11 protein-coding genes are annotated in these 14694 nt (G+C 63.3%); 10 read left to right on the forward strand and 1 reads right to left on the reverse strand.

Annotation, left to right across the window (positions count from 1 at the left end; genetic code table 11):
* Window positions 1-58: 58 nt before the first annotated feature.
* A complete protein-coding gene (locus CH262_RS25535; protein ID WP_094718752.1) occupies window positions 59-1351 on the reverse strand; it encodes an NtaA/DmoA family FMN-dependent monooxygenase in 1293 nt (430 codons plus the stop codon).
* A 417-nt stretch (window positions 1352-1768) separates the two neighbouring features.
* Here CH262_RS25535 and CH262_RS25540 point away from each other — a divergent pair, with 417 nt between their 5' ends.
* From CH262_RS25540 to CH262_RS28285, 10 genes are all read left to right on the forward strand, one after another.
* Window positions 1769-2596 carry an ABC transporter ATP-binding protein gene (locus CH262_RS25540; RefSeq protein ID WP_094718753.1) on the forward strand — a complete coding sequence of 276 codons (828 nt, stop codon included), beginning with the start codon at window positions 1769-1771 and terminating at the stop codon, window positions 2594-2596.
* Window positions 2593-3636, forward strand: a complete 1044-nt coding sequence (locus CH262_RS25545) for an ABC transporter permease (protein WP_094718754.1) — start codon at window positions 2593-2595, stop codon at window positions 3634-3636. The genes CH262_RS25540 and CH262_RS25545 overlap by 4 nt, the downstream gene beginning before the upstream one ends.
* Window positions 3636-4517: an ABC transporter permease gene (locus CH262_RS25550; RefSeq protein WP_032388509.1), complete on the forward strand. Its 882-nt coding sequence runs from the start codon at window positions 3636-3638 to the stop codon at window positions 4515-4517. The genes CH262_RS25545 and CH262_RS25550 overlap by 1 nt, the downstream gene beginning before the upstream one ends.
* 122 nt (window positions 4518-4639) lie before the next feature.
* A complete protein-coding gene (locus CH262_RS25555) occupies window positions 4640-6298 on the forward strand; it encodes an ABC transporter substrate-binding protein (RefSeq protein ID WP_057474792.1) in 1659 nt (552 codons plus the stop codon).
* Between the two features lie 184 nt (window positions 6299-6482).
* Window positions 6483-7790 carry an NtaA/DmoA family FMN-dependent monooxygenase gene (locus tag CH262_RS25560; protein ID WP_032384814.1) on the forward strand — a complete coding sequence of 436 codons (1308 nt, stop codon included), beginning with the start codon at window positions 6483-6485 and terminating at the stop codon, window positions 7788-7790.
* A gap of 32 nt (window positions 7791-7822) precedes the next feature.
* On the forward strand, window positions 7823-9136 hold the full coding sequence (locus tag CH262_RS25565) for an NtaA/DmoA family FMN-dependent monooxygenase (RefSeq protein WP_032388511.1): 1314 nt from the start codon (window positions 7823-7825) through the stop codon (window positions 9134-9136).
* A 29-nt stretch (window positions 9137-9165) separates the two neighbouring features.
* Window positions 9166-10455: an NtaA/DmoA family FMN-dependent monooxygenase gene (locus tag CH262_RS25570; RefSeq protein ID WP_032388512.1), complete on the forward strand. Its 1290-nt coding sequence runs from the start codon at window positions 9166-9168 to the stop codon at window positions 10453-10455.
* Window positions 10456-10538: 83 nt separating this feature from the next.
* Window positions 10539-11975, forward strand: a complete 1437-nt coding sequence (locus tag CH262_RS25575; protein ID WP_143547173.1) for an MFS transporter — start codon at window positions 10539-10541, stop codon at window positions 11973-11975.
* Entirely contained in the window at window positions 11972-13261 is a 1290-nt protein-coding gene (locus CH262_RS25580; protein ID WP_094718756.1) for an NtaA/DmoA family FMN-dependent monooxygenase, read from the forward strand. The genes CH262_RS25575 and CH262_RS25580 overlap by 4 nt, the downstream gene beginning before the upstream one ends.
* Window positions 13261-14691 carry an MFS transporter gene (locus tag CH262_RS28285; protein WP_094718757.1) on the forward strand — a complete coding sequence of 477 codons (1431 nt, stop codon included), beginning with the start codon at window positions 13261-13263 and terminating at the stop codon, window positions 14689-14691. The genes CH262_RS25580 and CH262_RS28285 overlap by 1 nt, the downstream gene beginning before the upstream one ends.
* The last annotated feature ends 3 nt before the right edge of the window (window positions 14692-14694 follow it).

Below are 14694 nucleotides of genomic sequence, written 5' to 3' on the forward strand. Positions count from 1 at the left end.
GATGCGTCAGGGGTTCTGAACTGGGGCACTATCGAATTTCTGGTGATACAACGCCGGTTCAGAAGGCGGCGAGGTTCTCGCGGAACGTGGTTCGGGAGTAGCCGTCGCGAATTGCTCCACGCCGACGCAGCGCGGGTGCGAGTCCGTCGGCGATCTCGGAGATCACTTTGCGGGTGACGGGGGAGGCGATGAGGAACCCGTCGCCGCCGACGAACTCCATTGCCTCGTCCATCTTCTGCGCGACGGTCTCGGTCGTTCCGACGAGTTCCATCGACTCGACCGTCGGATAGTTGGCGATGATCTCGCGGAGCGTCTTGCCCGATTTGGCCATGTCCTCGAGCGTGCTCTTGTGGCCGTTGTATTTCGTCAGGTCGGGAACCGGCGCGTCGATGTCGAACTGCGAGAAGTCGGTACTGCTGAGATACGACATCGCAGCGAGTACTCCGTCGATGTTGTTCTTCTGGACTTCGCGCATGCGATCGCGCTTGACGACGGCTTCCTCGTCGGTGTCGGCCATGATGGGACTGACGAGGAAGAGCACCTTCACGTCGTCGGGCTTGCGGCCGTAGTCGACCAGCCGCCGGCTGATGTCCTCGCGGTATTCCTTCATCGCGTCCAGTCCGCGAACATTGGCGATGATGGTGTCTGCGTGTTTGGCCCCGAACGCGCGCCCGGCGGGGGAGCCGCCGGCCTGACAGATGACCGGCCGACCCTGGGGACCGCGGGGAATGTTCAACGGTCCACGGGACGCGTAGTACTTGCCCTCGAAGTCGATCTTGTGGATCTTCTCGTGATCCGCGAAAACACCTGACGCCGGGTCTAGAACCAGCGCGTCCTCGTCCCACGAATCCCACAGTTGCGATACGACGTCGACCCATTCGTCGGCCATCTCGTAGCGAAGGTCGTGTTCGATCTGTTTGGGCAGTCCGTAGTTCTGTGCGGCACCGTCGGCGCTTGCGGTGACGAGGTTGATTCCGACCCGGCCCTCGGTGACGTGATCGAGCGTGGACATCAGGCGGGCAGCAAGGAACGGCGGATAGAAAGTGGTTGCGACAGTGGCGATTATGCCGATTCGCTCGGTGGCGTCGGCCATCAGTGGAACGAGTGGCATGGGATCGAAACGCACGGTGGTTCCGCGACGAACCGAGCTCTCGAACGTTCCGCGATACACGTCGGACAGCACCGAGGAATCCTCGAGCATGATGTAGTCGAATCCGGCGCGCTCCAGGCTTTTTGCCGCGTCGACGAACAGATCGGGGCGGCCGATGTCCGACGCGACGTTTCCGGACCACGGTTGGTTCCAGCCGTAGACACCGAATCCTGTGGTGAAGAACCAGCCGAGATGCATCATGCTGCAACGCCTTTCGTCGGCGATGACGTCGAATGCCGATGTGGCCGAGGTACGTCGGTGCGAGCGCGTTCGTACATGTCACTCCTGTCGTGATGGTGGGCAATGCAGCGATTGCAGATAGGTGAAGCCTGCTGCAACTGCATTACCGAACATGGCGCAGGAGTAAATGAGCTATTACGCCGCAGACAAGGCCTGCTGGAGCGCCTGTAGAGCCGGATAACGCCGCCCACGTCGGCAGCGGTAGCTGATCGAGACCTACGTCACTGTGGCGTTTAGCCCCATTCCATGCCCTTTGAGCTGCATGTTTGCTCGGCGTAATACTTCAGTTACGCCGAGGGTCGCTTTCAGTAACGCGTCGCGAGAAAGCTGTGCAGTCAAGCAGCAGATCTGCTGGAGACAACCGCCTGGAGGATCTTGATGAGTGGCAATTCGCGCACAGCGTACGCCGAGATCGACGTCGAACAGCTGGGCAAGACTTTCGTTCGCTCGGGATCCGGCACACCGGCTGTCGACGACATCAGCATGAAAATCACGTCGAGCTCGGCCGTCGGCATCGTCGGTGAGTCCGGCTCCGGGAAATCGACGTTGGTCCGGATGATGTGCGGCCTGTTGTCGCCGACTACAGGTTCGGTGTCGTACAACGGCTCCGAACTGAACGGGGTGTTGTCCTCACGGGCAGGGCGACGCGATTTCAGATCCAAGGTGCAATACGTCGCGCAGGACACGACGTCGTCGTTCGATCCGCGTCGAACGTTGCGTGACGCCGTGCGGTTGCCCGCCATGCGTCTGCTGGGGATGAATGCCAAGACCGCCGATGCCCGCGTGGACGAGACGCTCGCGTCGCTCGAGCTGGACCCGGCGATGGCCGATCGGTTCCCCACCGAGGTGTCGGGCGGACAACGGCAACGCTTCTCGATCGCACGAGCTCTCGTCGTCGAACCTCGCATTCTGTTGTGCGACGAAGTGGTGTCCGCCTTGGACGTCTCCGTTCAAGGAGCAATTCTGAACATGCTGCGGCAGTACTGCATCGACTCGGACTGCGGCCTGGTGTTCGTTTCCCACGGGTTGCCGGCCACCGCATTCATCGCGAGTGAACTCGTTGTCATGAGAAACGGTGTGATCGTGGAACAGGGCACAACAGACGATGTGGTCGAACGGCCCCAGGATCCCTATACCGTCGAACTGCTCGACGCGTATCGCGGGGACGAACAGGTCGAGCAACTCGCCGTGGCGGCTGCGCGATGACGGGCTTTCTCGGACGTCACCGGTGGTGGATAGGCCGGATCGCCGTCCTGCCCGTGCACCTGTTGGTGTTCGCTGTTGCGGCCTTCTTCCTGGTGCGAGCCATCCCGGGCGATCCTGCACGTGAGGTTGTCGGTCCCGAGGCCACCGAGGCGGACTATCTGGCGACGAAAGCGGAACTCGGTCTGGACGGAAGTTTGTGGTCGCAGTTGATGACCTATCTGGGAAATCTTCTCCACTTCGATCTGGGCAACGCGATCATGACCGGCAGACCGGTCACGACCGACATCGCAGACCGGCTGCCCGGCACGGTGGAACTGGCGGGAATTGCCTTCACCGTTCTCATCACCGTGACGCTCGCCCTGTCAGCGGTGGTGGTCGCCAAGCCCCGGTCGGTCGCGGCGCGAGTGGTGCGTTGGTACGGCCAAGCTGCCGGTGCGGTCCCCGAATTCGTCGTCGGTGTGGTCGGGATCTTCCTGTTCTACGCCACCCTGCAGGTGGTGCCGGCACCCTCGGGCCGGATCAGGGCAGGGCTCACCGAACCCGAGCCGATCACGTCCTTCCCTCTGCTCGACGCCCTTCTTCGCGGTGACTCCGTCGTCGTGTCCTCGATGTTCTCGCATCTGCTTCTTCCCATCGGAGTACTCGTCGTGTCGGTGACGCCGATTCTGCTCAAGCAGCTGCTGACTGCACTCGATTCCAGCCTGACCGCGCAGCCGACACTGTTCAAGGTCGCCACCGGATCGGCACGAAAGTACATCTACGCCAGCGCATATCGCCGCGCGCTGCCTCCCACCGTCGCATTGTTCGGCCTGGTGTTCGGGTCGCTCCTCGGCGGCGCGGTCATCCTCGAGACCCTCTTCGGCCTCGGCGGAATGGGGCGGTACGCAGTGGAGGCAGTGGCTGCGACGGATCTCATTGCGCTGCAGGGCTTTCTGCTCGTGGTCGCGGCGATCTCACTGCTCGTCTTCCTGTGCGTCGACCTGATCAACATGTTGCTCGATCCCCGGCGCAAGCCGGGTCGAGCAGGAGGTGGTTCCTGATGGTTGCCCTGATACCGAAGAAAGCCGGCACAGACTCGGCGACGCCGTCGAAGCGGCGACGCCCGGCCGCGATCGGCACGGTTGCGCTGGCGGTGCCGTTGGCGTTGATTCTGCTCGTCACGTTGATCGGCCCGTGGATCGTGCCGTTCGATCCGACCAAAGTTGTGGGCGCGCCGTCGCTCTCGCCGGATTCACAGTTCTTACTGGGAACCGATTCCAACGGTCTCGATGTCTTCTCGCGGACCATTGCCGGCGCACGAATCGACGTCACCATCGCTCTCGCAGTGACCATTGCTGCCACGATGGGAGGCATCCTGATCGGGTTGATCATTGGGATGAACGAGGCGGGCCGCGGTCTCGGCGGCTTCCTGGCCCGCGCCGCCGCTCGTTTCCTGGACCTGCTCGAAGCCGTCCCGACGGTGATTGTCGCCCTGGTGGTGGTCTCGTTCTTCGGGACGTCGTCGATCACGATGATCTTCACGTTGTCGATCATTCTCGCGCCGATTCAAGCCCGGCTCGTCCGCACCGAGGTGCTCCGAGTGCGCGGCGACGCATACCTCGACGCGGCTCGTCAGGCGGGACTGTCCGAGACACAACTGGTGTTCCGTCACGTCCTGCCCAACTCGTCGGTTCCAGCGCTGCAGAACGCATCGGTGGTGTTCGGCATGACGATCATCCTCACCGCGGCACTCGGCTTCCTCGGTGTCGGACTGCCGCCGCCCACCCCGGAATGGGGCTCGATGATCACCCGCGGCGCAGGCGACGCCGCGATCGGCAAGTTGTGGTCGGCGGGCGCACCTGCCCTCGCCCTGTGCCTGACAGTGGCCTCCGTTGCCGTCGTCGGCCGCCGACTGACCAAGGGCACCCGCCGCTCTCACTGACAGCCGTAACGGACAGCGACGTCCGCATATCTCTCTCGTCCACGACCTCCCGCGATCGAAGCCGTCGGCTCGACCGGTGATGACACCTGCATTCGTGCACTCAGCAAGGAGAACGAACCCACGTGAAAATCTCTCATCGATTGTCGGTCGGAATCCGATGGACAGTGCCGTTGCTCGTCGGCGCGCTCGCGCTCAGCGCGTGCTCGGACGGTGGCGGCAGCCAGGCCTCGGCATCGACCTCGGGCGAGATCGTCGTCGTCACCCCAGATCAGGCGTCGAATGTGGTGCGCGACTACGGCTACACCGCCGGCACCGACAATCAGGACGTCACCAACAACATGCACGCCCAGTTGATCCGTAAGCCGTACGTGGAGGAAGACGGCTCGGATGCGCTCGTGCAGGATTACTACAATTTCGAGCCGTACCTCGCGGACAGTTACGAGGTGAGCCCGGATCAGCTCGTCTACACGTTCCATCTGCGTCAGGGAGTGATGAGCGAGCACGGAAACGAGCTCGATGCCGACGACGTTCTGTGGTCTTTCGAGCGTAAGTTCGCGACCCCGGGCGGCGGTATGGCCGGCTACTTCAAGCCGATGTTGGTCGACCCGGCGACCCAGTTGAAGAAGATCGATCCGTATACGGTCAGCTTTACGGTCGAGAAGGCCGGTTACGGTCTGACCCTGCTGGCCAACCTTGCCGAGAACATCGGATCGATCTACGACAGCAACTATCTGATCGAGAATTCCACTCCCGAGGATCCGTACGCGGTCGCGTGGGGTGCGGCAGACATGATGCGCGGCAACTTCGGTTACGGCGCATACATGTTGGAGTCGGTGACGCCGGGTCAGGAAATCGTCATGCGAGCGAACCCCAACTTCGTTCTGGGTGAACCCGAGATCAAGCGCATGATTCGGCGTGTGGTGGCCGACCCGGCGACCAGAGCCAACATGGTCACGCGCGGCGACGCGGATGTGGCACTGGCGCTGCGCTCTTCGGATCAGGCGACCCTGGAGAGCAACGACGCCGTGACCGTCCCGACGACGACGTCCAATCAATACTTGCTGTTCTCGATGAACACCACCACTGCTCCGTTCGCCGATGCGCGTGTGCGTCAGGCGATGGCCTACGCGATCCCGTACGACCAGATCATGTCCGACGTGTTCTTCGGCCGGGCGTACAAGTACAACCACGTTCTCGACGACAAGGCACCGAACTGGGACGGCAGCGACCTTCCGAAGTTCGACAGCGACCCGGAACGTGCGAAGTCGCTGTTGGCCGAGGCTGGACTACCAGACGGCCTTGCCTTCACCCTCAGTGTCAACAATCAGCTTCCGGCCGCTCAGGACACCGCGATCCAGATTCAGTCGTTCGCCGCCGAAGCCGGCATCGATGTGACGATTGCGGAACTACCTGCAGCGCAACTCAATGCCGACACGCTCGACGGTAAGGTGCAGGCCAGCTTGAGTATCGGCGCATCGGTCACGATGACTCCGCCGTACTCACTCCAGTTGCTCACTCAGCCCGGTGGCGGTTCCAATGTCGCTCTCTGGAACGACCCCGAGTTCCTCGGAATGGTGCAGCAGGGTCTCGACGCAGGCGACGCCCTGAGCCCCGAGGCCGGCGTGTTCTGGAACGAGGCAGAGCTCCGCATGACCGAGCAGGCCCCGTACATCTTCATCGCCCGAGTGCGGCCGTCGGTGGCGCTGAAGGCGGGCATCGACGGCTTCGTGCAGCGCACCGACTTCCGAATCGACTACTCGAATCTGACCCTCGGCACCTAGAAATCGTTGCACCGTAGGTAGTTCGGTCGGTGGTCATATCCCGATCACCGGCCGAGCTACCGGGGCCGATGCAGCGAAACGGCGGCGAAATCAGACGGCTACCGAGAACGCGGTTCGTCGAAACATGAACACGGTGTAGTCGACCACGACGCATCGCGGACGAATTATCAGCGAGGACTTTCACATGACAGACAACAGATTTCATCTTGGTTGGTTCGGCAGCTTCGTGCCGACGACCTGGAACACCGCATTCGAGGGCAGCGACAGCGGAGACTGGCTCAACGGAGACTTCTACGTCGACTTCGCCAAGACACTCGAGCGCGCGTGCTTCGACTTCCTGCTGTTGGAAGACTCGTCGATGGTCTCGGATACCTACGGCGGAAGTTCGGAAGCGACCTTGAAGACCGGCGGTTGGGCGCCCAAGGGGGATCCGATTGCGCTGGCTCCCTTGCTCACTCGCGCGACGAGCCGATTGGGCGTCGCGCTGACGGCGTCCACGTCGTTCTACCCGCCCTACATGCTCGCTCGGTCCATTTCGTCACTCGATCACCTGTCTTCGGGGCGTATCGGCTGGAACGTGGTGACCTCGAGCGAGGATCGAGCCGCGCAGAACTTCGGAATGGACGCACTCCCGCCGCACGACGAGCGGTATGCGCGAGCAGACGAGTACGTGCAGTTGGTCGAGCAGCTCTGGGATTCGTGGGACGCGGACGCGGTGGTGATGGATCGCGAGACGTCGACGTACGTGGACCACACCAAGGTCCACACCATCGACTTCCAGGGCAAGTACTACTCCTCGCGTGGTCCGCTCAACACCATGCCGTCACCGCAGGGCCGGCCGGTCATCACGCAAGCCGGGGGCTCCCCCGCAGGCCGCGACTTCGCGGCCAAACACGCCGACATGATCATGGCCCTTCCCAAAGGCGTTGCCGCGATGAAGGAGTACCGGGCCGACATCAGGCGTCGCATGGAGCTGCACGGGCGGGACCCCGACTCGGCGAAGGTGATGTACGTGGTCTCACCCATTCTCGGTGAGACACACGAGGATGCGCTGGCCCGCCAGGAGCGCAAAGCCGATGCGGTGCGCGCCAACCCGGCGGGTGTCCTCATCGGTTGGTCGGCGAGCATGGAGATCGACTTCTCGACGTTCGACCTGGACAAACCGATGCCCGACGACGTACACACCAACGGCCACCAGTCAACGCTGGAGAACTTCCGCAACTGGGCCGATGGCCGAACACTGCGCGAGGCATGTGTCGCGTACCGAACCGAGTCGATGGAACTGGTCGGGACCCCGGATGCCGTTGCCGCACAGATGGGTGACGCCATGGCCGAGGTCGGCGGCGACGGGTTCCTGATCTGGAGCCAGCCGCACAACCGGCGCTACATCGGCGAGATCGCCGACGGCCTCGTTCCGGCCCTGCAACGACGCGGGCTGATGCGCACCGAGTACACCGGCGAACATCTGCGCGATCACCTGCTCGAGTTCTGAGCACCCACAGCTCCCACGACTGGAGAAACGTCATGACTGCCAACAAATTTCACCTGGGCTGGTTTCTCGGGGCCGGTTTCGGTGTCCAGTCCTGGAACCAACCATGGTCCGGTACCGGCGCCACCGACTGGATGATGCCCGATCAGTACGTCGACCTGGCCTCCTCGCTCGAGCGGGCCTGCTTCGACTTCCTCATCATGGAGGATTCGGTTCAGGTCTCCGATACCTACAAGGGCTCCATGGAGTACTACCTGGCGACGGCTACCGCTGCGCCCAAACATGATCCAGCGGTTCTGGCGGGCATCCTGTCCTACACCACCAAGCACCTCGGTATCGTGCCGACGCTCACCACGACGTTCTACCACCCGTACACGGTCGCCCGGTTGATGTCGACACTCGACCACATCGCTGCCGGGCGAATCGGCTGGAACATCGTCACCGGCAGCAACACTCGTGCCGCGCAGAATTACGGCTTCGACATGCCCGAGCACGATCTTCGGTACGACATGGCCGACGAGTTCGTCGAGCTCGCCTGCAAGCTCTGGGACTCCTGGGAAGACGGTGCGGTGCATGCGGACACCTCGGCAGGCGGCATCTACGCCGACCACGAGAAGGTCAATCGTATCGACTTCGAGGGCAAGTTCTTCAAGTCCCGTGGTCCGCTGAACACCATTCCGAGCCCGCAGCGTCGGCCGGTGTTCCTCCAGGCCGGGGGATCGGACAAGGGTAAGGAGTTCGCAGCCAAACACGCGGACGCGATCATCTCCAATCCTCATGGCACCGAGAAGATGCGGCGCTACCGCGAGGACATTCGCCAGGGAGCGATCGAGGCGGGTCGAAATCCCGACGACGTCAAGGTTATGTACCTCATTTCCCCGATCCTGGGGGAGACGACGGCGGAGGCCAAGGCCAAGCAGCAACGTCGGGCAGATGCGGCATCGAAGAACATCGACGGCCTGCTCGCCGGACGCTCACACCTGTCCGGCATCGATCTGAGCCAGTTCGATCTCGACGCGCCGCTGCCGGCCGATCTCGAGAGCAACGGACATCGCAGCAGTTTCGCCGAGTTCAGGGGAGACGGCACCCAGACTCTGCGGGACCGCATCACCGCCCACAGTGCCATCGACACACTGGAATTCGTCGGAACCCCCGACGACGTCGCAGACATGATGGACGGCGTCATGCAGGAGGTCGGCGGCGACGGCTTCCTGATCGCGGGCGCACCCATGAATCGCCGTTACGTCGCGGAGATCACCGACGGACTCGTACCTGCGCTCAAGCGTCGCGGACTGACCCGAACGTCGTACGAGCACACACACTTCCGCGAGAACCTTCGCGCCTTCTAGTCACACTTCGGATCTGGAAAGAGGAAGCTATGTTCCACCTTGGTTGGTTCTTGAGCTGGCAGGTCCAGTCGTGGAACCAGATGTGGTCGGGTGAGGGCGGCACCGAATGGAACCACCCCGAGCTGTACATCGACATGACGCGGTCACTCGAACGCGCCGGATTCGACTACATCATGTTCGAGGACGGCGCGTTCGTCCCCGACTCGTTCGGTGGATCCTCGAAGTGGTGGCTCGCCAACGCCCGGTCGGTACCCAAGCAGGACCCGAATTCGCTGCTGCCCATTCTGAGTCAGCACACCGAGCGTCTGGGCTTGATCGCCACGATGACCACGTCGTTCCATCCGCCATACATGGCGGCACGAACCTCGGCCACTCTGGACCATCTCAGTAACGGCCGGGCAGGCGTCAATCTGGTCACCTCGCACAATGTTCGGACGGCACAGAACTTCGGCTACGAGGAGATGTTCGAGCACGATCACCGCTACGAGATGGCCGACGAATGGATCGAACTCGTCAAGCAGTTGTGGTCGTCGTGGGAACCGGACTCGGTTCGGCTCGACCGCGAGGCGGGTGTCTTCGCCGACTTCACGAAGGTGCACAACATCGACTTCGAGGGCAAGTATCACTCCTCCCGCGGTCCACTGAACACCACACCGACTCCCCAAGGCCGACCGGTGATCTGCCAGGCCGGTGGGTCGCCTGCGGGCCGCGGGTTCGCGGCGAAACATGCCGAGACGATTCTCGCTCAGGTCGAGAGTGTCGAGGCCATGAAGGCGTACCGAGACGACGTCCGCGCTCGGATGGTCATCGAGGGGCGGGACCCCGATTCGTGCAAGATCATGTTCATCGTCAACCCGGTCCTGGGTGAAACCGACCGCGAAGCGCAGGACAAGCACGAGCGAACACTGGCCGGCTTTCGGAACGATATCGATGTCAACCTCGCGTCGATGTCGTACGCGAGTGGTATCGACTTCTCGAAGTTCGATCTCGACGCCCCGATTCCTGCAGTCGAAACCAACGCCGGTAGGGCCACGATGGCATTGATCGGTGCCAACACGGCCGGGATGACGCTTCGAGAGGCGGCCAGCTCGGACATCAGGAAGTCTGTTCCCCTGATCGGTACCGCCGACGCAGTCGCCGAACAGATGGGCGACATCGCCGCGGAGGTCGGCGGCGACGGATTCCTCATCGCCGGCAACGTGCATCGCCGCTACATCAGCGAGATCACCGACGGTCTTGCGCCCGAGCTACGCAAGCGCGGTCTGATTCGAGACGGATACGCACACACGCTGTTCCGCGACAACCTGATGGACTTCTGATCGTCACTGCAGCGACAGACGCGTCACCGGAGATACGATCGAACTCCTACCCGTGGCGCGTGCTGTCGGTCACCGGACTGGGCATGAGTATCACGTTCGTGTCGGTCTCGATGCTCCCCGTGGCGCTGCCGGACATGAGCGAGGGGTTGGGAGCTACTGCAGCGCAGACAGATTGGTTCATGCTCGCCTATCTGCTCACCACGGCAGTGTTCATTCTGGTCCTCGGCAAGGTTGCCGACCTCGTCGGAAGGCGTCCCGTCTATCTGCTGGGGCTGGCCTGCCTGACGGTCAGTGCCGCCGCCATCGCGGTCGCAGGCGAACCGACCCTGGTCATCGTCCTCCGCGTCCTGCAGGGCGTGGGCGCTGCCGCGGTGATCACCAACACCACCGCCCTGCTCGTCGAGGCGTTCGAGCCGCGAATGCTCTCGATCGGCATCGGCTGGAACATCACCATCATGTCGCTGGCGATATCTGTCGGCCCACTGCTGGGCGGTGTGCTGACCGAAACAGTCGGCTGGCGCGGAGTATTCGGTGTGGTGGTTCCCCTCGGAGTGGCCGGAACCGTGTGGGCTGCGATCACGCTGCGCCGAACGGCGCGTCCGGCACGCGGGGTGCCCTTCGATTACGCGGGCGCGGCCGGCTCGATGGTGATTCTCGGTGGACTCGTCTACGGGGTGAATCGCGGTGGCAGTGTCGGATTCGATGACTGGGCATCGATGGTGCCCTTGGTCGGCGTTGTTCTCGCCCTTCCGCTGTTCTGGTGGTGGGAGAAGCGCGCCGCCGATCCGATCGTGGATCCAGCGTTGCTGATCGATCGCTTTCGGGGAAGCGCGTACACGGCGTCGTTCCTGGTCACCATGGCCGAAGGTGCCGTCGCAGTGACGATCTCGCTGTACCTGCAGAGCGTCGAGGGACAGAGCCCCATCCGTGCGGGCCTGCAGATCACTGCCCTCGCGGTGGGGACCACGGTGATGTCGCCGATCGCCGGGATGCTGACGACCCGGGTGTCGACGCGAGTGCTGACGACGGTCTCGACACTCGGCACCGCTCTGGTTCTGACGGTGCTCGCGGTGCACATCGCCGGCCCGGCGCGCGGCGTACCCCTCGTGGTGATCCTGTTCCTCCTGGGGATCAGTGGCGGACTCTTCAAGACCGCGAACGCGTCGGCCATCAACGTGGGTGTGGCCGAGAACCGCTCGGGGATGGCCAACGGTCTTCGAGTGTCTCTCGACAACACCGCCGTCACGCTCAGTACCGCGCTGGCCCTCGTGCTGGTGGTCTCCGCACTGCCGCCTGCCTTGCGCGAGCTGGTGTATTCCGGCGGCGCACAGAGTGTGTCGCCCAGCGAGTCCGATTCCTTGGCAATGGGATTCACGGTGGCCGTGGCTGCGATGGCGGTGGCTGCTCTGGTCGCCAGCGTGCCGTCGGGGTGGCGCGGCGTGCACCCGAACGAACCTGCCGAGCTTTCTCGGCCGCACAGAAGTACCCGATCCGTATCGAGAACAAGGAGCACGGCATGACCAAATTTCATCTGGGGTGGTTCACCAACTTCTCCAACCCGCCGTGGAATTCGGCCTGGGCGGGCGACGAAGGACGCACCTGGGCCAACGGAGAATTGCACGTGGATTTCGCACGGTCACTCGAACGTGCCTGCTTCGACTACATCATGCTCGAGGATTCCTCGATGGTGTCCGACGCCTACGAGCAGTCCTCGAGGGTGGACCTCAAGTACGGCCTGTACGCACCCAAGCACGACCCGGTCACCCTCGTGCCGATGCTGACGGCCGCGACGAAGCACATCGGCGTCATCGCTACCTGCTCCACGTCCTTCTACCCGCCCTGGCTGCTGGCTCGACGGTTCTCGACGCTCGATCACCTGAGCAGAGGCCGCGTCGGCTGGAACGTGGTGACCTCCAGTGAGGATCGCGCGGCCCAGAACTACGGGATGGACAAACTCGCCGAGCACGACCAACGGTACGAGCGGGCAGACGAATTCGTCGACGTGGTCAAGCAGTTGTGGGCGTCGTGGGACGACGACGCCATGGTGCTCGACCGGGACAACGGCACTTACGTCGACCACACCAAGGTGCACGTCACGGACTTTCGCGGTAAGTACCACGCGTCGCGTGGGCCGCTGAACGTTCCGCGGTCGCCGCAGGGCGAGCCGGTGATCTGTCAGGCCGGTGGATCGCCGCGTGGGCGTGAGTTCGCGGCGCGCAACGCCGAGACGATTCTCAGCGCCGCGAAGGACCCGGCCGCGATGAAGGCATTCCGCGACGACATCAGGATGCGGATGGAGAAGGCCGGTCGGGATCCGGACAGCTGCAAGATCATGTTCATCACGCAGCCGGTGTTGGCCGATACCGAATCCGATGCCCGCGCCAAGGTGGAGCGGATGTCCGCCGACGTCGATTCGCGCATCGAGTCTGCGCTGGGCCACATCTCGGCGTTGACCGAGATAGATCTGTCGACGTACGAGCTGGACGAGGAGTTCCCCGAACTGTCCACCAACGGGCACCGGACGACCCTCGGCGACTTCCTGTCCTACGGAAACACACCGCGCACAGCGGCACTGGGTTGGACCATGAAGAACGTCCACTACGTCGGCACTCCCGATTCCGTCGCGGAACAGATGGGCGAGACGATGGACTTCGTCGGTGGCGACGGATTCCTGATCACGGGCAACATCGGTCGCCGCTACGTCGGTGAGATCACCGAAGGCCTCGTCCCTGCACTGCAACGACGTGGCCTGGTCCGCACCGAATACGAGCACGACATGTTTCGTGAGAATCTCATGTCCTTCTGATGCGGTTGCTGCGCAGAGATTCGGTGGTGCCGGGGCCGGTGTATGCGTTGGCGTTCGTCAACGTGTGCATCGGGCTCGGGTACGGCGTTGTGGCACCGGTCATTCCGGTGTTCGCCAGAGATTTCGGAGTAACGGATCTCGCTGCCTCGTCGGTGGTGAGTATCTATGCTTTCACCCGCGTGCTGGCGTCGTTCGGAGCATCTCGACTGCTGCTGCGGTTCGACGAACGGACGATTCTCACCGCCGGCCTGTTGATGGCGGCGACGTCCTCCCTGGCGGCGGCCTTCGCTCCGACGTTTCTCTCGCTTCTACTGCTCCGAGCAGTCGGGGGTGTCGGGACCGCAATGTTCACCGTCTCGGGTCAACAACTGCTGTTCCGCTACAGCACCCCGGACACCGGAGGAAGAACTGCGTCGGTCTTCCAGTCCGGCTTCCTCATCGGGGGAGTGTTGGGACCGGTCATCGGCGGCGCGGTTGCCCTCGTCTCGTTGCGGGCCCCGTTCCTCACCCACGCTGTGACGCTCGTCGTCGGGGTTGCCGTGGTCTGGTTCGCGTTCCGGTCCAGCGACAGGACGGACGTCGCGAACGGAGTCGTGCACGATACGAGTACCCGGCCGGAACCGATGACGCTGCGAGCCGCGCTCGGGGAACGGGGATTCCGGGCCTCGATCGCGTCGAACTTCGCCAACGGCTGGGTGGGCAACGGGGTGCGGTTCACCCTCGTTCCGTTGTTCGTCGCGACGGTGATCGGCGGCAGCCCGTTCGTGTCGGGTCTCGTACTCGTGGTCGGGGCCGTCGTCCAGATCGTGGTCGTCAAACCTGCGGGTCGGCTCGTCGACAGCTGGGGCCGACGACCGATGCTGGCGTTCGGGTCCGGTCTGATCCTGCTCGGGCTCGTCGTGCTTGCGATCGTTCCCACACTGCCGATCCTCGTGCTGACCATGGTGCTCTGGGGCGTGGGTGGCACCTGTGCGATGGTCGCCAGCGCCGCGACGGTCGGTGACGTACTGGCCGGCCGCGGAGGAAGCCCCATCGCCGTGTACCAGGTCACCTTCGACGTGGGCACCATGCTCGGCCCACTGGTCGCCGGAGCCGTCGCCGCCCAGGCGTCCTACTCGCTCGCCTTCACCGCCAGCATTCCCGTTGCGGCACTGGCAGTTCTACTCGCACTTCGACCCTGGCGGACCGTGGCGATGTCGACTCCTGAATCGAAGGTGGTCGTCACCGAGGAATCCGCCGTACCCACACCGACCATTCATGACCACCACTATGGAAAAGAGGACCGATGTCACAACCGTTCACACTCGGCTGGTTCACCAATTACCTCGTGCCCGACTGGACCGGTCCCTTCGCCGGGACAGGCGGAACAGACTGGGCCGACGGCACTTTCGCTGTCGACACCGTCCGGGCGTTCGAGCGAGCAGGAATAGACT

This window comes from Rhodococcus sp. 05-2255-1e (assembly GCF_002259025.1).
GTDB classification, from domain to species: Bacteria; Actinomycetota; Actinomycetes; order Mycobacteriales; family Mycobacteriaceae; genus Rhodococcoides; species Rhodococcoides fascians.